27 protein-coding genes, 1 tRNA gene and 1 other RNA gene are annotated in these 18,631 nt (G+C 26.2%); 28 read left to right on the top strand and 1 reads right to left on the bottom strand.

Features of this window, described 5'->3' with window-relative positions; genetic code table 11:
• The first annotated feature begins 153 nt into the window (after nucleotides 1–153).
• Both ACLGL0_RS05735 and ACLGL0_RS05730 read left to right on the top strand, forming a co-directional pair.
• On the top strand, nucleotides 154–1,179 hold the full coding sequence (locus tag ACLGL0_RS05735) for a sensor histidine kinase (protein ID WP_411013969.1): 1,026 nt from the start codon (nucleotides 154–156) through the stop codon (nucleotides 1,177–1,179).
• A gap of 1 nt (nucleotide 1,180) precedes the next feature.
• Entirely contained in the window at nucleotides 1,181–1,780 is a 600-nt protein-coding gene (locus tag ACLGL0_RS05730) for a response regulator transcription factor (RefSeq protein ID WP_233055283.1), read from the top strand.
• Nucleotides 1,781–1,898: 118 nt separating this feature from the next.
• On the opposite strand, the gene ACLGL0_RS05725 is transcribed toward ACLGL0_RS05730, so the two are convergent.
• Nucleotides 1,899–2,690, bottom strand: coding sequence for a hypothetical protein (locus ACLGL0_RS05725; RefSeq protein ID WP_411013968.1), 792 nt, complete (start codon nucleotides 2,688–2,690; stop codon nucleotides 1,899–1,901).
• Nucleotides 2,691–2,910: 220 nt separating this feature from the next.
• On the opposite strand from ACLGL0_RS05725, the gene ACLGL0_RS05720 reads away from it, so the two are divergent.
• The 26 genes from ACLGL0_RS05720 (at nucleotide 2,911) to ACLGL0_RS05595 (ending at nucleotide 18,627) form a co-directional block, all read left to right on the top strand.
• On the top strand, nucleotides 2,911–3,249 hold the full coding sequence (locus ACLGL0_RS05720) for an Asp23/Gls24 family envelope stress response protein (RefSeq protein WP_314557148.1): 339 nt from the start codon (nucleotides 2,911–2,913) through the stop codon (nucleotides 3,247–3,249).
• Between the two features lie 9 nt (nucleotides 3,250–3,258).
• Entirely contained in the window at nucleotides 3,259–3,669 is a 411-nt protein-coding gene (gene nusB, locus ACLGL0_RS05715) for a transcription antitermination factor NusB (protein WP_314557150.1), read from the top strand.
• Between the two features lie 15 nt (nucleotides 3,670–3,684).
• Nucleotides 3,685–4,032, top strand: a complete 348-nt coding sequence (locus ACLGL0_RS05710; RefSeq protein WP_411013967.1) for a hypothetical protein — start codon at nucleotides 3,685–3,687, stop codon at nucleotides 4,030–4,032.
• A 14-nt stretch (nucleotides 4,033–4,046) separates the two neighbouring features.
• Nucleotides 4,047–5,246 carry an exodeoxyribonuclease VII large subunit gene (gene xseA, locus ACLGL0_RS05705; RefSeq protein WP_411013966.1) on the top strand — a complete coding sequence of 400 codons (1,200 nt, stop codon included), beginning with the start codon at nucleotides 4,047–4,049 and terminating at the stop codon, nucleotides 5,244–5,246.
• On the top strand, nucleotides 5,236–5,493 hold the full coding sequence (gene xseB / locus ACLGL0_RS05700; RefSeq protein WP_347714540.1) for an exodeoxyribonuclease VII small subunit: 258 nt from the start codon (nucleotides 5,236–5,238) through the stop codon (nucleotides 5,491–5,493). Before xseA ends, xseB begins: the two co-directional genes overlap by 11 nt.
• Complete coding sequence (locus ACLGL0_RS05695; RefSeq protein WP_411013965.1) at nucleotides 5,493–6,341, top strand: polyprenyl synthetase family protein; 849 nt, start codon at nucleotides 5,493–5,495, stop codon at nucleotides 6,339–6,341. The genes xseB and ACLGL0_RS05695 overlap by 1 nt, the downstream gene beginning before the upstream one ends.
• Nucleotides 6,341–7,075, top strand: coding sequence for a TlyA family RNA methyltransferase (locus tag ACLGL0_RS05690; protein WP_411013964.1), 735 nt, complete (start codon nucleotides 6,341–6,343; stop codon nucleotides 7,073–7,075). Before ACLGL0_RS05695 ends, ACLGL0_RS05690 begins: the two co-directional genes overlap by 1 nt.
• Before the next feature lie 9 nt (nucleotides 7,076–7,084).
• Entirely contained in the window at nucleotides 7,085–7,537 is a 453-nt protein-coding gene (locus tag ACLGL0_RS05685) for an arginine repressor (RefSeq protein WP_411013963.1), read from the top strand.
• Between the two features lie 7 nt (nucleotides 7,538–7,544).
• Nucleotides 7,545–9,263 (top strand): DNA repair protein RecN, encoded by a 1,719-nt coding sequence (recN, locus tag ACLGL0_RS05680; RefSeq protein ID WP_411013962.1) that lies wholly within the window; start codon nucleotides 7,545–7,547, stop codon nucleotides 9,261–9,263.
• Entirely contained in the window at nucleotides 9,248–9,766 is a 519-nt protein-coding gene (locus ACLGL0_RS05675; protein ID WP_411013961.1) for an NUDIX hydrolase, read from the top strand. Before recN ends, ACLGL0_RS05675 begins: the two co-directional genes overlap by 16 nt.
• Before the next feature lies 1 nt (nucleotide 9,767).
• Nucleotides 9,768–10,379: a site-2 protease family protein gene (locus ACLGL0_RS05670; protein ID WP_314557166.1), complete on the top strand. Its 612-nt coding sequence runs from the start codon at nucleotides 9,768–9,770 to the stop codon at nucleotides 10,377–10,379.
• Nucleotides 10,379–11,113, top strand: coding sequence for a segregation and condensation protein A (locus ACLGL0_RS05665; protein ID WP_411013960.1), 735 nt, complete (start codon nucleotides 10,379–10,381; stop codon nucleotides 11,111–11,113). The genes ACLGL0_RS05670 and ACLGL0_RS05665 overlap by 1 nt, the downstream gene beginning before the upstream one ends.
• The gene (gene scpB / locus ACLGL0_RS05660; RefSeq protein WP_233055297.1) at nucleotides 11,106–11,687 is read left to right on the top strand and encodes an SMC-Scp complex subunit ScpB; all 582 of its coding nucleotides are present in this window, start codon (nucleotides 11,106–11,108) and stop codon (nucleotides 11,685–11,687) included. The genes ACLGL0_RS05665 and scpB overlap by 8 nt, the downstream gene beginning before the upstream one ends.
• Entirely contained in the window at nucleotides 11,674–12,366 is a 693-nt protein-coding gene (locus ACLGL0_RS05655; RefSeq protein ID WP_411013959.1) for a pseudouridine synthase, read from the top strand. The genes scpB and ACLGL0_RS05655 overlap by 14 nt, the downstream gene beginning before the upstream one ends.
• Nucleotides 12,366–12,755, top strand: a complete 390-nt coding sequence (locus tag ACLGL0_RS05650; protein ID WP_233055299.1) for a hypothetical protein — start codon at nucleotides 12,366–12,368, stop codon at nucleotides 12,753–12,755. The genes ACLGL0_RS05655 and ACLGL0_RS05650 overlap by 1 nt, the downstream gene beginning before the upstream one ends.
• Nucleotides 12,736–13,290, top strand: coding sequence for a tRNA 5-(aminomethyl)-2-thiouridylate-methyltransferase MnmM (gene mnmM, locus ACLGL0_RS05645; protein WP_411013958.1), 555 nt, complete (start codon nucleotides 12,736–12,738; stop codon nucleotides 13,288–13,290). Before ACLGL0_RS05650 ends, mnmM begins: the two co-directional genes overlap by 20 nt.
• A gap of 8 nt (nucleotides 13,291–13,298) precedes the next feature.
• A complete protein-coding gene (gene crcB, locus ACLGL0_RS05640) occupies nucleotides 13,299–13,661 on the top strand; it encodes a fluoride efflux transporter CrcB (RefSeq protein ID WP_233055301.1) in 363 nt (120 codons plus the stop codon).
• Nucleotides 13,633–14,316: an alpha/beta hydrolase gene (locus ACLGL0_RS05635; protein ID WP_411010611.1), complete on the top strand. Its 684-nt coding sequence runs from the start codon at nucleotides 13,633–13,635 to the stop codon at nucleotides 14,314–14,316. The genes crcB and ACLGL0_RS05635 overlap by 29 nt, the downstream gene beginning before the upstream one ends.
• Nucleotides 14,317–14,370: 54 nt before the next feature.
• Nucleotides 14,371–14,461, top strand: a tRNA-Ser gene (locus ACLGL0_RS05630).
• An RNA gene (ffs, locus tag ACLGL0_RS05625) (signal recognition particle sRNA large type) lies at nucleotides 14,461–14,727 on the top strand. Before ACLGL0_RS05630 ends, ffs begins: the two co-directional genes overlap by 1 nt.
• 158 nt (nucleotides 14,728–14,885) lie before the next feature.
• Nucleotides 14,886–15,242, top strand: a complete 357-nt coding sequence (locus tag ACLGL0_RS05620; protein WP_411013957.1) for a PBECR3 domain-containing polyvalent protein — start codon at nucleotides 14,886–14,888, stop codon at nucleotides 15,240–15,242.
• Between the two features lie 190 nt (nucleotides 15,243–15,432).
• Entirely contained in the window at nucleotides 15,433–15,957 is a 525-nt protein-coding gene (locus tag ACLGL0_RS05615) for a hypothetical protein (RefSeq protein ID WP_411013956.1), read from the top strand.
• Nucleotides 15,958–16,427: 470 nt separating this feature from the next.
• Nucleotides 16,428–16,676: a hypothetical protein gene (locus ACLGL0_RS05610; protein ID WP_411013955.1), complete on the top strand. Its 249-nt coding sequence runs from the start codon at nucleotides 16,428–16,430 to the stop codon at nucleotides 16,674–16,676.
• 113 nt (nucleotides 16,677–16,789) lie between these two features.
• Nucleotides 16,790–17,671 carry a ribosome biogenesis GTPase YlqF gene (gene ylqF / locus ACLGL0_RS05605; protein WP_233055309.1) on the top strand — a complete coding sequence of 294 codons (882 nt, stop codon included), beginning with the start codon at nucleotides 16,790–16,792 and terminating at the stop codon, nucleotides 17,669–17,671.
• Complete coding sequence (rnhB, locus tag ACLGL0_RS05600; RefSeq protein WP_411013954.1) at nucleotides 17,661–18,293, top strand: ribonuclease HII; 633 nt, start codon at nucleotides 17,661–17,663, stop codon at nucleotides 18,291–18,293. The genes ylqF and rnhB overlap by 11 nt, the downstream gene beginning before the upstream one ends.
• A complete protein-coding gene (locus tag ACLGL0_RS05595) occupies nucleotides 18,283–18,627 on the top strand; it encodes a YraN family protein (protein WP_411014033.1) in 345 nt (114 codons plus the stop codon). Before rnhB ends, ACLGL0_RS05595 begins: the two co-directional genes overlap by 11 nt.
• Nucleotides 18,628–18,631: the final 4 nt, after the last annotated feature.

The following is an 18,631-nucleotide window of genomic DNA, read 5'->3' as shown; positions in this document are numbered from 1 at the left end:
CACCTCGCAATAATTATATCAATTATTTTTTTGCATTTTTAGTGTAAGATGTAATTTTATGAATATGACAAATGTAATTTTTTGAAAAATATGGTAAAATATATGTATAATATAAATAAAGATAATATTTTTTGATAATAATATGGAGATTTTATGGTATTTTTAAAATATTTTTTACTAAATTTTTTATATTTATTTTCAGATGAATTAAGTTTTACAAATGTAGCAATTTTTAGTTTTGTTTCTTTAATTTTTGTACTTATTATAGAGATTAGGGAAAGTTTTTATTCTAGCACAGTTTTGTCAGTTGTTTTTTTAATTGTAATTTACTTTTTTCCTGAATTTAGATTTTTTATGTTCTCTTTTGTTTATGCAATATATAGTAAATCAATTTACAATATTCCTATATTTTTTGTATTTTTAATAACTAGAGAATTGAACTTTTTTGCATTGGCATTACTAATCGTTTGTCTTTCACAATATGATAGAGAACTTTATGAAAAAAAAGTCAACTATTATAAAGAATTTTTAAATTTTTATAAATCAAATTATAAATTAAAAAAAGATTTAAAGACATTATATCTTGAAGAAGAAAAAAAGAATTATGAAAATATCTTAAAAGAGAGAGAAAAAATTTCAAGAGAATTGCATAATTCGATAGGTCATACTATTTCAGCATCTGTTTTAGAGCTTAGAGCTTTAGAGTTTATGACAGATGATGAAGATGTAAAAACTGCTCTAATTAGAGTTAGAGAAAATCTTTCTGTTGGTCTTGTAGATATTAGAAAAATAATTCACAATATGTATAAATCAGCTTTTGATTTGCAAAGTTCGATAGAAAAAATTATAAATGTTCCAAATGTTAATACTAAATTAATATATAAAATAAAGAATAAAATGAATGAAAATTTAAGTTTTGATATTCTTAGTATAGTAAAAGAAGCATTTACTAATTTTACTAAGTATTCTAATGGAGATACATTTACAGTTAGAATTATAGAAAACGAAAGTTCATATATTATAACAATTTTTGACAATGGAAAGAATATTAATTTTAAAAAAGATGAAGGCTTAGGAATCTCATCTATGGAAGAATTGGCTAGAAAATATAAGGGGCTATTTAATATAATTACTGATGATGGTTTTAAAATAAATATTACAATAGGTAAGGGTGAATAGAGTGAAATTAATAATGGTTGATGATGATGTTCTTGTATTAAATGCACTAAGTACAATTTTAGGCAAAAGTGGTTATGAAATTGTGCTGGCAACAACGGATTCAAAAAAAGCTATTGAAACATATAAAGAAAATAAAGTTGATGTTGTTATTTTAGATATAAGAATGAAAGAAATAAATGGTGTTGATGTTGCAATAGAATTATTAGAATATGATAAAGAAGCAAAGATAATGCTACTTACAACTTTTAATGATAGTGATGATATTATGAGAGGAATTGATAGAGGAGTTTTAGGGGTTATTTTAAAAGATAATGTAGCATCTCTAATTCCTGCGATAGAGAGTGTAAGTCTTGGAAATAAGATTATTGATAATGAATTAAATATTAAGAGTCTTTTTAAAACGACAAAAAAAGAATTTGATCTTTTAACACAAAAGGAAATAGAAATTTTAGAACAGATTGCAAAAGGGCTTTCAAATAAAGAAATCTCAGAAAAATTATTTTTAAGTGAGGGAACTGTTAGAAATTATATTTCTGGAATATTAGAAAAATTAGATCTTAGAGATAGAACACAACTTGCAATATATTATTATACAAAATAAAAAAGCCAACGATGTTGGCTTTTTATTTTTAATAAATATTTAATTATTTAAAGCAAATAAAATTAATAATTGCTTTTGTGAAATGAAAACAATCAAATATTTATTATTTTGATATTAATTAATTTCTATGACTGTTACTATTTAATTCATATACAATTGCTTGAAGTAAATTTGGTTTATGAACAAATGCCTTTTGTGGTAATTTAAATACAGTCTTACCTTCATCGTTTCTTACAACAACATTACCTATTTTAGCATAAATATCATATTCATCCCAGTTATATTCTTTACCATTAACTTTGAAATAGTTTTTTGTGATTTCAATCTTTAGACTTTCTTCTAGAATTTTTCTAACAGTTTTGAAGCCTAATCTACGATTCTTTGGATCGTGATATAAGAATTCTACAGTTTCTCCATCATATATTTTTTTCATGTATATTGGATAGTTAACTTTAACAAAATCTTCTTGCCAAAGTTTAAATGCTTTTTTAGAATACCCACTTCCAGATAAAGATTTCCACTTTCCATTTGCATAATACCAAATTGCTAGAAATTCAATAGGATTAACTGGATTAGATATAAAGAAATAATCTAAATCTTTATAAAGAATCTTTTCGTTATCTTGTTTACCAATAACAACACCATCATCGTAATAATATAATTTAGGGAATAATACGAATAAATAATATGGTAATACATATGCACATAATATTAAAAATAAAGAAATTCCTCCTACAAGAAGAATAGCTGGTGTCATAGATCCCTTTTTTGTAATATTGTCAATATTACGTACAAAAAGTCTAATAAATGCGAATAAGAAACCATTAAATAATACAAAACATGCTAAAGCAATTAATTTTAAGAATAATTTAAGTCCTTGAGTTTCCTTTTCTGTTCCAAAATTTTTCAAAATGTCACCTCCTTATGAAATATCAAAATTATATAACTATATTGATTATTATTATATAATTAATGATATTTTAGCATAATTAAATTTTCAATTCAAGATGCTGTTTTTTTAAAAATTTTATAAAATATTAATATTATATAGAATTGCATAAATATTTATTTTTAATTGAATAAATTTGCAATTTTTGGTATAATACTTAGTAAGTGGAGGTGTATTAATTATGAATAAAAATAAATATGAAAACGGCAGTATTAAAATATCAAATGATATTTTTTATATGATAACAGCTATGGCAACTCTTGAAGTTGATGGTGTTAAACATATAGTTGGAATCCCTGAAGATGCTGAAAAAATTAATGCAAAAAATTCTAAGAAGGGAATTGAAATTGAATTTTTGGAAAATGGAATTCAAGTTTCTGTTAAAGTTGTTGTAGAATATGGACAAAAATTTGAGGAAATTGTTAAGAAAATTCAAGAAAATATAAAATTAAAGATAGAAATAATGACAAGTATTAAAGTGTTAGGTGTGAATATTTGTATTGAATCTATTGAAAAGTAGAGAGTTTATATGACAAGAAGTGAAGCACGTGAGTGGTGTATGAAGTTGATTTATCAACTTAGCATACAGGACAGTTTCAAATGTGATGAGATTGAAAGTTTTATAGAATATTTTGATTTACCTACTAGTGAACTTAAATATATTAGAAAAAATTGCAACTCTATAATCGAACACATTGATGAAATTGACAATATAATAAAAGATAATTTAGAAGGTTGTTGGAATTACAATAGAATAGCTAAAATAGATTTAGCAATTTTAAGAATTGCTGTTAATGAAATCTATTACTTAGATGATATTCCTGAGAGTGTTGCAATAAATGAAGCTATAGAAATTGCAAATAAGTATTCTACAGAAGCTTCATATAAATTTATAAACGGTATTCTAGGAACTATAGTAAGGTCTAAAAATAACATTTAATTTTAGGAGGCAATTATGGGAATTATTAATACTTTATTGCTTATTGGATTTGCTGGAATTGTTTGTTCTGGCATTGCTGTTTCAACTTATTTAATTGGAACGGAAGGTACAAAAAGATGGATTGTCTATCCGATTCTTTGTATTGTGTGTTTTGCAATATTCTTGTTTTTTAAACATACAATGATTCCTAAATTATTACCATGGAGAAATGCATATTTAATAATATCATACTATGTTCCATTGGTTTGTAGTTTGAGTGCATTAATTGCAATTCCTAAAAAATCTTTAAAAGCATTAATTGAACATGTATTACCTGCAATAAGTATATTTGCAATTTTTGGAGTTCTTTTAGTGTTATTCTAAATAGGAGAAATTTGATGACAACATTTAAGGTTAAAGAAGTAAGTAAGTATATTGCAAATGTACTTAGAAGAGATTCTTTTTTATCCAATATTAGTGTTGAAGGCGAAGTATCTAATTTTAAAAAATCGGGAGGACATAGTTATTTTAGTATAAAAGATGATGAAGCTATGCTAAAATGCGTTGTTTTTAAAACTGTACCGATTGCACAAAATTTAAATCTTACTGACGGACAGAAGGTTGTTGTAACCGGAACCGTTATGACTTATGAAAAGGGTAGCTACTATCAAATCCTTTGTAAAAATGTTGAAGAGGTTGGGCGTGGAAATTTATATGAACAATTTCTAGCTCTTAAAGAAAAACTTTCAAAAGAAGGCCTCTTTAATGCTGAATTTAAAAAACCTATTCCGAAATTTCCAAAGAATATCGGAGTTGTTACAGCTAAAAATGGAGCTGCTATTCGTGATATCTTAAATACTTTAAGAAGAAGATATAGGATTGCGAATATCTATTTTTATCCTGCAAAAGTTCAAGGAATTGGTGCTAGTGAGGAAATAGCTGAAGGTGTTAAATACTTAGATTCACTCGATTTTATTGATACAATAATAGTCGGTAGAGGTGGTGGTTCTTTTGAAGATTTGAATGCGTTTAATGATGAAAATCTTATTAGAACCATTTTTAATTGTAAAAAACCAATTATTTCAGCAGTAGGTCATGAGATAGATACAATGCTTACGGATTATGTTGCAGATAAAAGAGCAGCGACTCCGACAGCAGGTGCAGAGCTTTCATCAGTGAGTATGGATGAGTTAAAAGAATTTTTAAGTCAAGCTGAGAAAAAACTTAATAAAAATATTTTAGAGGAAATTTCTGCTGAAAAAATTCAGCTAGAACATTTTAAGAAAGAATTGGAATATTATAATCCAGTTAATAGGATTACTACATTAAAAGAAAATCTAGAGAATTTAAAAAAATCTTTAGACGAAAAAATAAATGCTGTATTTAAGTATAATAAACAATTACTAGACTTTAAAAGACAATCTTTGGAGATTATTAATCCAACAAGTGTTTTAGAGAGAGGATATAGTATTATTTATAATGATAAAAATGAAATTGTAAAAGATATTAAGGATGTAAATGTAGGAGATTCTTTGAAACTTAAGGTTTCTAATGGAGAAATTATTTCCGATATTAAGGAGATTATAGATGGCAATTAAGTTAGAAAATTACGATAAGGGAATTGAAGAGCTTATAAAAATTGTGAATACTTTAGAAAAAGAACAATTAAGTCTTGAAAAGAGTATTGAATTATATAAAAAGGGAATTAAACTTCATAAAGAATTAGTTGAAATTCTTGAAAAAGAAGAGGGAAGACTTTTCTTATTTGATGAAAATTCAGAGTCTGAAGATCAAAAATTTGTTGAGAAAACATTAGAAGATGGACAAGTGAGTTTAGAGTTATAATGGACAATTTTTTAAGTTTGATTGAAAAAGATAAAAGAATTATTGAAGATAGACTAGATTTAGTTTATAAAAATCAAAATGAATTTGAAAAAATGTGCGCATATTCTTTTTCTGTTGGTGGAAAGAGAATAAGAGCAATTTTACTTTTAGAGTCTTTTAAAAGTTATAAGGAAGTTTCTGATTTAGCTTTAGACTTTGCTATTTCTCTTGAGCTTATACATAATTACTCTCTTGTTCATGATGATTTACCTGAAATGGATGATGATAAATTTAGAAGAGGAGTTCTTTCTGTTTATGGTAAATATGGACAATCAAATGCAGTTTTGGTTGGAGATGAACTTTTAAATAATGCAAATTTAATTATGTTTAAAGCTATTAAAAAACTTGATAATATTCAAGAGATAAAAAATGCAGTTAGTGCAAGTGAAATTATTCTTAATTCGAGTGGAATAAATGGAATGATTTATGGTCAATTTTTAGATCTTGAAAATAAGGTAGAAGATTTAAGCGATATTGAAAAAATAAATGATTTAAAAACAGGAGAGCTTTTTAAAGCTGCTATTTTATCAGGCGCAAAATTAGCTGGAGCTAGTGATGAAGATTTACTTCACTTAGAAATCTATGCAAAAAATTTGGGACTTGTTTTCCAACTTCAAGATGATTTATTCGATTTTGAAGAGGATGTTAAACTTAATAAAAAGACTTTTGCAACTATTCTTGGTAAAAATGAAGTTGAAAAGAAAATTAATGAGTTAAATCGTATTTCTTTTGAAGAAATAAATAAAATTTCTGGGAATAAGGATTTCTTTATAGACTTTATAGACTTTATGGCAAAAAGGACATACTAATGGAAAGAGCAGATATTTGTTTAGTAAATTTAGGGCTTGCTAAGTCTAGAACTTATGCTAAAAAGATTATTTCTGAAAAAAGAGCTTTTTATGATGGAAAAGTAATAGAAAAAGTGTCCATGCTAATTGAAGATGAAAAGTTAATAACAATAAACTCAACTTTTGAAGATACTTATGTTGGCAGAGGGGCAATTAAATTGGACTGTGCAATTAAAAATTTTAATCTCAATTTGAATAATTTAGTTTGTATGGATATAGGAGCCTCAACTGGTGGTTTTACTCAAATCATGTTAAATGAGAATGCTAAAAAAGTTTATGCAATAGATGTTGGTAGAGATCAACTTGTAGATAGTTTATTAAATGATAAAAGGGTTATAAGTCTAGAAAATACAAATTTTAGATATTTAGATTTTGAACTAATAGGAGAAAAAGTCGATTTTGTTTCGATAGATGTCTCATTTATTTCTTTAAGATATATCTTTGAAAATTTGCATAAATTTTTAAAAGAAGATAGCTTAATTGTTGCATTAATTAAGCCACAATTTGAATGTGAAGGAAAAAGTCTTAGTAAGAAAGGTATTGTCAAGTCTGAAAAAGTAATTGATGATGTTATTGAGAAAATTAGACTGTATGCTTTAGCTAATAAATTAGAAATTATTTCTATCATTGATTCTCCAATTCTTGGAGGAGATGGGAATAAAGAAAAATTAGCACTTATTAAAGGAATTTTTTAAGAGGTTTTTATGAAAAAATATACAAGACAAAGAATTATTTTAGATTTAGTTGAAAATAATGAAATAAAAACGCAGGAAGAACTATCAGAATGTTTAGAAAAGAAAGGTATTCGTTCTACACAAGCAACTGTTTCTAGAGATATTAAGGAATTAAAAATTTTAAAAGTTCAAAATAAAAACGGTGAATATAAGTATAAAGTTGTGGACTCAATTTATGATTCTTTAGATGAAAGATTAAATAAGATTTGTAAACTTGCGATTTTATCTATAAAACATAATGAAGATATGATACTTATAAAGACTATTCCACATACTGCGAGTATTTGTGGATCATATATTGAAAGTGCCAAGTTGAAAATGGTTAGTGGTATTGTAACTGGTACTGATACTATTTTTATTGCAGTTGATGACAAATCTTTTTTAGATTCTGTAATTGAAGATATAAAGAAACTAGTAAGGTAGGGATTTTATGTTATCTGAATTATATATAAGAAATTTAGCGATTGTTGATGAAATAAAAATTTCCTTTACTGAAGGACTTAATATTTTAACGGGAGAAACAGGAACTGGTAAGTCTATAATTATCGGTGCTATTTCTTTGCTTTGTGGTGGGAGAGCTAATACTTCGTCCATAGGTAAACGTAGTGATACTGCTTATGTAGAAGGTGTTTTTTTCCTTTCAGAATATGATGAAACAATAATAAAAAATAAATTTGAATCGCTAGAATTAGATATAGAAATTGAAGATAATATGTTAGTTATTTCAAGAACTGTAAGTAAAAATGGAAGATCAGTTTCAAAGATAAATAATAGAACTGTAAATAATTCTATTCTATCAGAAATAATGATAAATATTTTAAATGTTTGTGGGCAACATGATAGCTACACTCTATTTAATAGAACAGATTTTGTTGAGGTTTTAGACAGTTTTTGTGATGATGAATTTAGAAAAAAATTAAGAGAAATAGAAGTACTATATGGAAAAATAAAAAAGACAAGTACTGATTTAAAGAAGTTAAAAAATAAAGTTAATAATTTTGATGAAAATATTGAAGAAATAAAAGCTGAGATTGAAGAACTTAATAGCCTAGAATTAGAGACATTGGATGAAGAATTCATTGAAAATGAGCTTGATAAATACAATAATAGTCAAGTTATTTTAGGTTGTTGTGGAAATTTAATTGAGCTTTTTGATGGTGAGGGGTCAGAAGTTAATGCTTTTTCTATTTTGAACGAAATAAATAGAAATATTACACTTCTTGAAGAAAATGATAAAACTGTTAAATTAAGTGAAGACTTTGAAAATCTTTCTTTTGGTTTAAAAGAGATTTATGCAAAAATACAAGACTATTATTCAAATATTTATATTGATGAAGAAAGTTTAATGATTTTACAAGAAAAATTCAATCTTTTGAATGACTTAAAGAGAAAACTTAAGACAGATAAAAATGGATTAATAAAATATAAAAATTCATTAGAAGAAGATATATATTTACTTGAACATTCAAAAGATTTACTACTGGAAGAAAACAATAAACTTAAAAAATTAAGTGAAGAATATAAAAAACTTGCAAATGAAATTTCAAATTCTAGAAAAGAAGTTGCAAGAAGAATTGAAAAATTAATTGAAAAAGAACTTTTAGATTTGGATTTGAAAAATTCAATATTTAAAATCGATATAAAAACTAATAATAAAATTACAAATATTGGTTTTGATGAAGTTACTTTTTTAATCTCTACAAATAAGGGAGAAGAGCTTCAAGAAATTTACAAGATTGCATCAGGTGGGGAACTTAGTAGAATTATGTTAGGTTTTAAGAAAGTTTTATCTGATAGAGATAAGATAGCAACTCTTGTTTTTGATGAAATTGATACGGGTATAAGTGGAGTAACTGCTCAGATAGTTGGAGAAAAACTTGCAGAAATTTCAAAAAATCATCAACTTCTTGTAATTTCGCATTTACCACAAATTTCTGTTTTATCTGATACTCACTTTATAATAAGCAAAGAGACAGTTGGAGATATAACTTTATCTAAAGTTGTATGTGCAAATTATGATGAAAAAGTTATGGAAATTTCAAGGCTTATTGGTGGTGCAAATATTAATGATACAACTATAAGACAATCAAAGGAAATGATTGAAATTGCAAACGAAAAAAAGGAAAGATTAAGATGTACAGAAAAGTAAAAACCGAAGAAATTTTTGATGGAAAAATTTTGAATTTAAAACTTGAATATTTTGAAAAAGATGAAAAAATCTTAAAAAGAGAAATTGTTGAGCATAAAGATGCAGTAGCAATTTTTCCGATAGATGAAGAAGGTTTTGTATATTTAGTTAAACAATATAGATTTCCTATTCAAAAAGAATTCTTGGAAATTCCAGCAGGACTTGTGGAAGTTGGAGAAAACTATGAAGAAACAGCTCTTAGAGAGTTACAAGAGGAAATTGGATTTAGTTCAAATACCCTTGAAAAAATCTTTGAAGGATACAACAGTGTGGGTTTTTGTACTGAAAAAACAGTAATTTACAGAGCTGATAGTCTATTTCCTTCAAAACTACCAGAAGATGATGATGAGAATTTAAGTATGGTTAAAATTCATTTTGAAGACTTAAAAAGAATGTATTTTAATGGAGAAATAAATGATTTTAAAACAGCAATGGCTATTTTAAATGAGATAAATAGGGGGTAGTATGGACAATTTAATGGAGCATGTAATCGTTGGAATTGCAGTAATGTTTGTAATTGTTGCTTGCAGAATTTTTCAAGCATATGTAGCTTTAGCTTTAGGAGATGATACACCCAAGCAAAAAGGAGCAACAAGTTTAAATCCTGCTAATCATATTGATTTAATGGGTTTTATTTGCTTTATATTATTCAAATTTGGTTGGGCAAAACCAATAGAAATTAAGATGTCAAATTTTAAAAATAGATTTTGGGGAAAAATAATTTATTCTTTATCAAATGCTTTTATGTGTTTTATAATTGCGTTAATATCAGCAATTTTATATATCAAGATTGGAAAGGATAACGAACTATTATTTTTACTATTTAGAGATATATTTTCAATAAGTATAGTTTTTGGTATTATTGGATTAATACCTTTACCACCATTTGATGGAGCAATTTTTATAAGTGCTTTTTTATCAAGTGATGTAGAGTATGAATATTTTAAACTTTCAAATTATACAACTCTAATTTTACTAGCTTTAATAGTTACAAGAACATTTGGAACTTTCTTATCACCTATTGTTACTGAAGTTGGGAAGCATATACTTAATCTTGCAATTATGTTGGTGATGTAATGCAATTAATGGTAAATTTAGATGCCTATTCAGGTCCTTTGGATTTGTTACTTGACTTAATTTCAAAACAAAAAGTTGATATTTATGATATAGAAATAAGTAAAATAACAAGACATTATTTAGAAGTAATTGAGAATTCTATTCACAGTGAAGATACTGATATTTCTGCTTTTTTGATTATGTCCAGTACTTTAGTTGAAATTAAATCTAGAAGTTTAATTCCAAAAAATATAGACGAAGATGAGGATGAAATTGTTACAAGAGAACAATTGATTGAAAGACTTGTAGAATATAGAAAGTTCAAAAAAGTTGGAGAGTATTTTAAAAATCTTGAAGCTGAAGGAAGTAAGGCATATTCAAAAATGCAATCTGATATAACAGAATATATAACAGAAGATAAAGAAGTTATTTTGAATACTGACGTAAATGTTTTATTAAATTTAATGGAAAATATTATTAATCAGTATAAAGAGAAAAATGATGAGAGTTCTTTTGATAAAATCATAGAAAAAGATTTATTTCCAATTGAAAAGTATATTTCTATGATAAAGTCAAAATTATATGAGAAAAAAGAAGCCTATTTTGAAGAATTAATTTTTCAAAATGGAACAAAAAGTGAGCTTATAACAATATTTATATCTATTTTGGAACTTGTTAAAAATAATTTTGTTAGGATTTTTCAAGATAAAGATAATAAAATTAAGCTTAATTTAGTGGGGGAAGAAGTTGAATAGTAGAGAATATAAGCAAGTAATTGAACAGTTATTATTCGTTTATGGAGATCCTTTAAAAATTGATGATATTGCAAAAGTATTAGAAATTTCTGTAAAAGAAGCTACTGTTTTAGCTGATGAGTTGGTAGAAGAATTTGAGTTTCAAAAAAGAGGACTTGTTATTCAAAAAATTTCTAACCATTATCAAATAAAGACCAGAAAAGAATATCATGAAACAATTTCAAAGCTATTTGAAAAAGTTACAATGAAACATTTAACTAACTCAACTTTAGAAACTTTGGCTATAATTGCATATAAACAACCAATTACTAGACAAGAAATTGAAGAGATTAGAGGAGTTAAATGTAATAGTTCTATTGATACTTTACTTTCAAAAGACTTTATTGAAGAGGCTGGAAGACTTGATAGAATTGGAAAGCCAATTATCTATAAAACAACTTTAAATTTTTTGAATCAATTTAATTTAAAATCGTTAAAAGATTTACCCGATATTGAGAAATTCATTTCAGATGAAGAAAAAAATCAAATAGTTGATGATGAAATAAATATGGAAATTGAAGATGAGAATAAATAAATTTATTGCAAATACAGGCTATTGTTCTAGAAGAAAAGCAGATTTGTTATTAGAACAGGGAAAAGTTCTTGTAAACGGTAAACTTGCAGAAATGGGAATGGAAGTATCTGAACAAGATGAAATAACAGTTGAAGGTAAAAAAATAGCTTTAGAAGAGGTTAAAAGATATTATCTACTAAATAAGCCTATTGGATATTCCAGTACGGCTAAGGCACAAAATCAGGAAAAAATAGTTTTAGATTTAATAGATTCCAAAGAGAGAATATATCCAGTAGGTCGATTGGATAAGGATAGCTTTGGACTTTTACTTTTAACAAATGATGGTGATTTAGCTTTTAGATTAACTCATCCAAAGCATAATGTTGAAAAAGAATACATTGTTCAAGTTGATAAAAAAATTAAAGATGGTGATTTAAAGAAACTATCTGAGGGAATAATACTTGAGGGCAGAATGACTAGAGAAGCAAGGTTTGAAATATTTGATTTTAAAAATAATATAGTTAAAGTTTTTCTAAAAGAAGGAAGAAATAGACAGATAAGAAAAATGTTTAAAATATTAGGATATAATGTTGTTTCTTTAGAAAGAGTTGCTTTTGGAAAGATAAAACTTGGAAATTTAAAAATAGGTACTTACAGAAAACTTTGTAAAGAAGAAATAGAATATTTAAGGAGTTTATAATGATAGGATTAAAAAATGCTACGCCAGAAGAATTTGAAGAACTTTATGTTAAATATGGAATTGGCGGAAGTATGGACTTATCTGTTCCAACATTTTATTTTAGTTTAGTTATGGAAGAAAATATAATTGGATATGTAAAACTAACATTTAGAGATGAAGATTATTATTTAGAAGAGATAAAATACGATGAAGGAATGGAAAAATTTAATAGATTTTTTATAAAATGTATTGCTTATAAAGTATATACAAAAGAAAAGAAGAGCTTTTATTCTAGAATATTTTTTGATGGAATTTCAGGAGTAACTAAAATAAAAGATGATTTATACATTTATGATGTAGACGAAATTTTAGAACAAGGAAAGTGTTGTAGTGGCTGTAATAATAAATAATACTAAGAATTTAATAGAATTTTTTATGCATAGTTATATCAAAGATGTAAATATTGCAGTTGATATGACGGTTGGGAATGGATTTGATGCTCAAAACATTTTGGAGATTATTAAACCAAAAAAACTATATTGTTTTGATATACAACAAGAAGCTTTGGATAATTCAAAAAATTTACTTAAAGATTTTTCTAATTATGAATTAATATTAGATAATCATAGAAATTTTGATAAATATGTTAAAGATTATGTTGATTTTGCAATATATAACCTAGGATATCTACCTAATGGAGATAAATTAATAACTACAAATTCAGTAGATGTTGAAGAAAGTGTAAGAAAATTATTAGATAAATTAAATTCAAAAGGAGTAATTTTTATAACATTTTACATTGGACATCTTTGTGGACAAATTGAGAGTGCAGAAATGTCAAGCTTTTTAAAAACTCTTGATCAAAAAGATTATACAGTTTTGAAGTTTACATTTGAAAATCAAAAGAATTTACCTCCTTATGTGGTTATGATTCAAAAGCGTTAGAGGTATTTATGATTGAGATTTTAGTTGTTGGATTAGGTGGAGCTATTGGAGCGATTTTAAGATATTCAATTAGCTTAATTCCATATAAAAATACATTTCCGGTTTTAACACTAATAACAAATTTGCTTGGAGCAATATTGATTGGGATTGTTGTTGGTATTTCGGTTAAAAATAATTGGTCAAAAAACTTAACTTTGTTTTTCAAAACTGGAGTATGTGGAGGCTTTACAACTTTTTCAACTTTTTCACTAGAAGCAAATAACTTATTTCAAATTAATAAGCCCGTTATGGCAATAATTTATATAATATTGAGTGTTGTATTATGTTTGCTTGGCGTTATGTTTGGGATTTTCATTTCAAGTAGAAATTAAGGAAATAATTTTATTAAATATGGAGAAAATATATTTTTTATCTGGATTAGGTAGTAAAATTGAAACTACAATAGAGTTTAATTTAGAATTAAATAAATATGGATATGAAATAAAATATATAGATATTCCGGGACAATATTCAAATATTGATGTAAATATAAAAAATGAAAAAGAATTTTTAGATTGGATTAAATCGGTTATTCCAAAAAATTCTTTAGTAATGGGTTATTCCTTAGGAGCAGACTTATTATTAAAGTTTTCAAGATTTTTATATGCGAAAAAAATAATTATCTTAGATGGTGGAATTTTTGAAGATGATTATATGAAAACTACCTTAGAGGAAGAAAAAGAATACTCAAGAAATTATATTTTAGAAAATAGTTTGAATATGGATATAAATATAATATCTTCTTTATTTGACATAAGGTATGATGATTACAAAGATATATTTTCACTAGGATTGAAAGATGAAATTTTATTGCTTTTATCTGATTTACCTAAAGATGCTTATGAGTATAAAAATAAAAAGGTTGAAAAATATAAAAAGACAGGAAGTAAAAATATAAAAGTTTATTTTATAGAAAATACTACACATAATTTTTATACAGAAAAGCCAAAAGAAATAGCAACTAAAATTTCAGAGTTTTTAAAGTGAAATTAAAAATTATTGACTAAATTTAAAAAATACATTATAATATATTGGTATCTTGGAGAGCTGTCCGAGTGGTCGAAGGAGCACGATTGGAAATCGTGTAAACGTCAAAAGCGTTTCGAGGGTTCAAATCCCTCGCTCTCCGCCATGCACTAGGCGGGGTGATAGCAGTACCCTGTAACCTGTAATCTGCTATAGCAGGGCTGAATTCCCAAGTTAGATTTTCAAGGGGTGTAGCCGACTTTTGTAAGTGGTGTTGACAAGTGGGTCCTTACGCAATAGAGCTTTATGAATCTGGTCAGGTCTTGACGGAAGCAGCCATAAGTAAAATACTCTATGTGCCGTAAGATTGCTTACTTAGAGCTAACTGCAAAGGTACCGTGCATTTCTTGTTAAGCGACCTTGGGTGTGCTTACATATTAAAAGAGTTATCTGTAAAGATAGCTCTTTTTTTATTGTGAAACAACAAGGTTCCCGGGAACCCACCCGATGCGAAGCATCGTGGAAGGGTGGGGTTCTTATTGTCTTGCTTTATATTTATTTTATGCTAAAATATACTTAAGAGGTATATTATGATAGTTAAGAATAGTATTAAAGAATTATTAGGTATTAAAACTGAATTATCTAAAATAGAGTTTTCAAAACACGGATTAAAAAGACATTTAGAAAAGAGAAAGCATTATGATGTTTTAAAATACTTAGATGATATAGATGAAATAATAGATAATCCAGATTATGTTGGAGTTAATGAAAAAGACAATAAAATAGCTTTAGAATATGTAAAATGCTATAATAAAAATGTTCTCATAGTTTTAAAAGTTAATAAAAGTAAGGATAAGTTTTTTATCGCAAGTATGTATAGTATAAATGATTTTAAACTTAACAACAGAAAATTTAGTGGAAGGCTAAAAAAGGTTGACAAAGAGTAAAAAAGAGGGTATACTATAGTTAAGTAAAGAAGTAGTTGAGGGCAGAAAAGGTTCCTGCCGCACCTTCAATTAGGTATTTGAGATGTTGGGTACACCGACCAACCGACTGCTTAATTCAAATTTATGAGAGTTGGTTTAATCTAACTCTTTTTTTGTAACTAAAAAATTAATATTAGATTAGGAGGAAGTCATGAAAAATTTTAAGCTTTATAATGTGTTTTTCCCAATTTGGTTTTTACTATTGATTCCTATAACTTGGCTAATTGCAATTCCAATTAATTTTGTTGTTGACTCAATTGTAATTCTATTATCTTTAAAAGTTTTAAAGATAGACGATTCATTTAAAAAGTATAAAAAAGTAATCTTTAAAGTATTCTTATTTGGATTCTTTGCAGATTTTATAGGAGCTGTTTTACTATTTTTCATAGTAGATTTAATAGGAAGACTTCCTGAATCCTCTAGTATTTTTGCTTTGTTAAATTCAAATATACTAATTCCTGTAATGGAAAATCCTTTTAGTAACATATATGGATTTTTATTTATGACAGTTATTATAGCAATGGTTGGATTTTTTATATATTTCTTTAACTTAAAATTTAGTTTTTCAAAATTAGATGTAGAATTACAAGAAAAGAAAAAAATTGCATTATATATGGCTGTCTTTACAGCACCATATTTATTCTATATTCCAACAGCAGTAATAAATAATTTTTAAAAGTTAAGTTGACTTTTTTGTAATTTGTGGTATTATATAGATGAGATAAGAATTTTTTTGAGGTCAATTCTTCTCACATAGTTGAATGCAAATAAAAAAGCAAGGTTGGCAGACCTTGCTTTTTATGTTGATTATTCAAATTTTTTTAGCAATTTTAGTAACGCAATCAACAACGTTAATAAAATTATAGCTTCAATAGAGGTCAATAGCTTCACCTCCTTACATATAGAATGCAAAATAATTATATACTAATATAAAATTTTAGTAAATAGCATAAAACTAAATAGATGTAGGTATTAATTTTTAAGTTTTATAGCAAGTTTTATAGCTTGCTTTTTTTATTGTATAAACAATATGCTAATGGTTGAAATATTGACAAAAATCATTTATAGATTTATAATTTAATTGTGTTATTATATTAAAATTGATTTAATTTACACAATGAGAATATAATAATAGGAGGTAACATTGTGAGAGCGTTAAGTAGATTAATTTCAAGAGCAATTACAAATAGTATAGAAAATAGCAAATATAGAGATTATATTTGGTTTGCTTTTTCTGTTGCTGTGTCTTTAGTACTTATTTATACAATTTATTATAATTTTACTAATGGTAAAATGGATACTACTAAGATTATAGGTGTTGTACTTTGTAGTATAATTTTACTTTTAATGATAATGTCTGCAATTGTATTTTTAAAAAAGATTAGAGAAAAATAGTTTACGCTATAGATGTAATCAAAATTTAAGGAGGTAGATGGAATTCTTACCTCCTTACTTATATATTTTAATATTAATTAAAGCAATTGCTTTATTTATGATATGGAGGAAATATGAATATAAATTGGTATCCTGGTCATATGAAAAAGACTATGGATAATATAAGAGCATCATTAAAATTGGTTGATATTGTTGGAGAGATTATAGATGCAAGAATTCCAATTAGTAGTAAAAATCCAGTTATTGATGATGTTTTAAAGGATAAGCCTAGAATAATGATTTTAAACAAGTCTGATATGGCAGATGAAAACGAAACTAAAAAATGGCTTAGTTATTATAGAAAACAAGGGTATGGTGCAGTTGTTGTAGATGCTCTTCATTCAAAGGGATTAGATAAGATTTATTCTGTTGCAAAGGAAATGTTAGCTGACAAGTTTAAAAAACTTGAGGAAAAAAATCTTTCAGCTAAGACTATTAGAATGATGATTGTAGGAATACCAAATGTTGGAAAATCTACTTTTATAAATTCAATTTCTAAGAGAAAGAGTGCTAAAATAGGCGATAGACCTGGTGTTACTAAACAAGTTCAATGGATCAAGACAAAGAACGATTTGGAACTTTTAGACACTCCTGGTGTTCTTTGGCCAAAGTTTGAAGATGAGAGAATCGGTTTGCATTTAGCTTTTACTGGTGCGATTAAGGATGAGATTATGGATATTGAAAATTTAGCTTTTCGTTTTATTGATGAGTTAAATAAAAAAGATGTAAATATTTTAAAAAATAGATATAATTTATCTGAAGATTCTTATGAAGAAACTATATTTTTAATGGATGAGATAGGAAGAAATAGAGGAGCAATTTTAAAGAAAAATGAAATAGATTATTTTAAGGTTGCAAATTTAGTTTTTGATGATTTTAGAAAAGTTAAACTTGGAAGAATAACTTTAGAGACTGTAGAAGATATTGAAAAGTTTGAGGAAGATAATGGAAATTAGAGAAGAACTTGAAAATATTTATAAAAACTACAATTTAATCATCGGAGTTGATGAAGTTGGTAGAGGCTGTCTTGCTGGTCCTGTTGTTTCTTGTGCAATTATTATGAAAAAAGATAGTAAGATTGATGGTGTAACAGACAGTAAGAAACTTTCTAAAAAGAAAAGACTTGCACTTTATGATAAGATTTTAGAAGAATGTGTAGGCTATGGAATTGGAATTGTAGATAATGTAAAAATTGACGAGATTAATATAAAACAAGCTAGTAGACTTGCTATGAAGATTGCAATTTCAAATATTAAAGATTCTTCTGGAAATAAGGTTTCAGGAGATTTCCTAATAACTGATGCAGAAAAAGTTGATGTTGATATTCCACAGTTGAATTTAATTCACGGTGATGAGCTTTCTTATGTTGTTTCCTGTGCTTCGATAATTGCAAAAGAGTACAGAGATAACATGTTTGTGGAATATGAGGAAAAATATCCAAACTACAATTTTATTAAAAATGTTGGATATGGTACAAAAGATCACTATAAAGGTATTGATGAGTTTGGTGTTACACCAATTCATAGAGTAACTTTCTTAAAGAAATATTTTGAAAAGAAAAAAGAAAATGAAAGCTAAAGATATTGGAAATTATGGGGAAGATATGGCTGTAAAATTTCTTTTAGAAAAAGGATATGAAATTATTGAAAGAAATTTTTTAAAGCCTTTTGGAGAAATAGACATTATTGCAAAAGATAAGGATTTTCTAGTTTTTATTGAGGTTAAAGCTAGAAAAAATGCAAATTTCGGTTTCCCTAGAGAATTTGTAAATAGAAGTAAGATAAAAAAGATACAAGATGTAGCACAGACATATATGTTAGAAAAAAATTTGTTTGGATCAAAGATTCGTTTTGACGTTGTAGAAATAATTTTTGATGAACATAAAATTACACATATAGAGAACGCTTTTTAGGAGG

The sequence above is a fragment of the Parvimonas pharyngis genome, assembly GCF_046569675.1.
GTDB lineage: Bacteria > Bacillota > Clostridia > Tissierellales > Peptoniphilaceae > Parvimonas.
This window is presented reverse-complemented; position numbering and strand designations above follow the sequence as displayed.

Bases quoted from the DNA above. Each gene is read 5' to 3' on its own strand.
- ACLGL0_RS05670 (WP_314557166.1), top strand. From the start codon at position 9,768: ATGGACAATTTAATGGAGCATGTAATCGTTGGAATTGCAGTAATGTTT.
- ACLGL0_RS05695 (WP_411013965.1), top strand. From the start codon at position 5,493: ATGGACAATTTTTTAAGTTTGATTGAAAAAGATAAAAGAATTATTGAA.
- ACLGL0_RS05690 (WP_411013964.1), top strand. From the start codon at position 6,341: ATGGAAAGAGCAGATATTTGTTTAGTAAATTTAGGGCTTGCTAAGTCT.
- xseA (WP_411013966.1), top strand. From the start codon at position 4,047: ATGACAACATTTAAGGTTAAAGAAGTAAGTAAGTATATTGCAAATGTA.
- ACLGL0_RS05615 (WP_411013956.1), top strand. From the start codon at position 15,433: ATGAAAAATTTTAAGCTTTATAATGTGTTTTTCCCAATTTGGTTTTTA.
- rnhB (WP_411013954.1), top strand. From the start codon at position 17,661: ATGGAAATTAGAGAAGAACTTGAAAATATTTATAAAAACTACAATTTA.
- crcB (WP_233055301.1), top strand. From the start codon at position 13,299: ATGATTGAGATTTTAGTTGTTGGATTAGGTGGAGCTATTGGAGCGATT.
- ACLGL0_RS05675 (WP_411013961.1), top strand. From the start codon at position 9,248: ATGTACAGAAAAGTAAAAACCGAAGAAATTTTTGATGGAAAAATTTTG.
- ACLGL0_RS05655 (WP_411013959.1), top strand. From the start codon at position 11,674: ATGAGAATAAATAAATTTATTGCAAATACAGGCTATTGTTCTAGAAGA.
- ACLGL0_RS05650 (WP_233055299.1), top strand. From the start codon at position 12,366: ATGATAGGATTAAAAAATGCTACGCCAGAAGAATTTGAAGAACTTTAT.
- ACLGL0_RS05620 (WP_411013957.1), top strand. From the start codon at position 14,886: ATGATAGTTAAGAATAGTATTAAAGAATTATTAGGTATTAAAACTGAA.
- recN (WP_411013962.1), top strand. From the start codon at position 7,545: ATGTTATCTGAATTATATATAAGAAATTTAGCGATTGTTGATGAAATA.
- ACLGL0_RS05685 (WP_411013963.1), top strand. From the start codon at position 7,085: ATGAAAAAATATACAAGACAAAGAATTATTTTAGATTTAGTTGAAAAT.
- ACLGL0_RS05595 (WP_411014033.1), top strand. From the start codon at position 18,283: ATGAAAGCTAAAGATATTGGAAATTATGGGGAAGATATGGCTGTAAAA.
- xseB (WP_347714540.1), top strand. From the start codon at position 5,236: ATGGCAATTAAGTTAGAAAATTACGATAAGGGAATTGAAGAGCTTATA.
- ylqF (WP_233055309.1), top strand. From the start codon at position 16,790: ATGAATATAAATTGGTATCCTGGTCATATGAAAAAGACTATGGATAAT.
- ACLGL0_RS05665 (WP_411013960.1), top strand. From the start codon at position 10,379: ATGCAATTAATGGTAAATTTAGATGCCTATTCAGGTCCTTTGGATTTG.
- ACLGL0_RS05735 (WP_411013969.1), top strand. From the start codon at position 154: ATGGTATTTTTAAAATATTTTTTACTAAATTTTTTATATTTATTTTCA.
- ACLGL0_RS05710 (WP_411013967.1), top strand. From the start codon at position 3,685: ATGGGAATTATTAATACTTTATTGCTTATTGGATTTGCTGGAATTGTT.
- ACLGL0_RS05720 (WP_314557148.1), top strand. From the start codon at position 2,911: ATGAATAAAAATAAATATGAAAACGGCAGTATTAAAATATCAAATGAT.
- nusB (WP_314557150.1), top strand. From the start codon at position 3,259: ATGACAAGAAGTGAAGCACGTGAGTGGTGTATGAAGTTGATTTATCAA.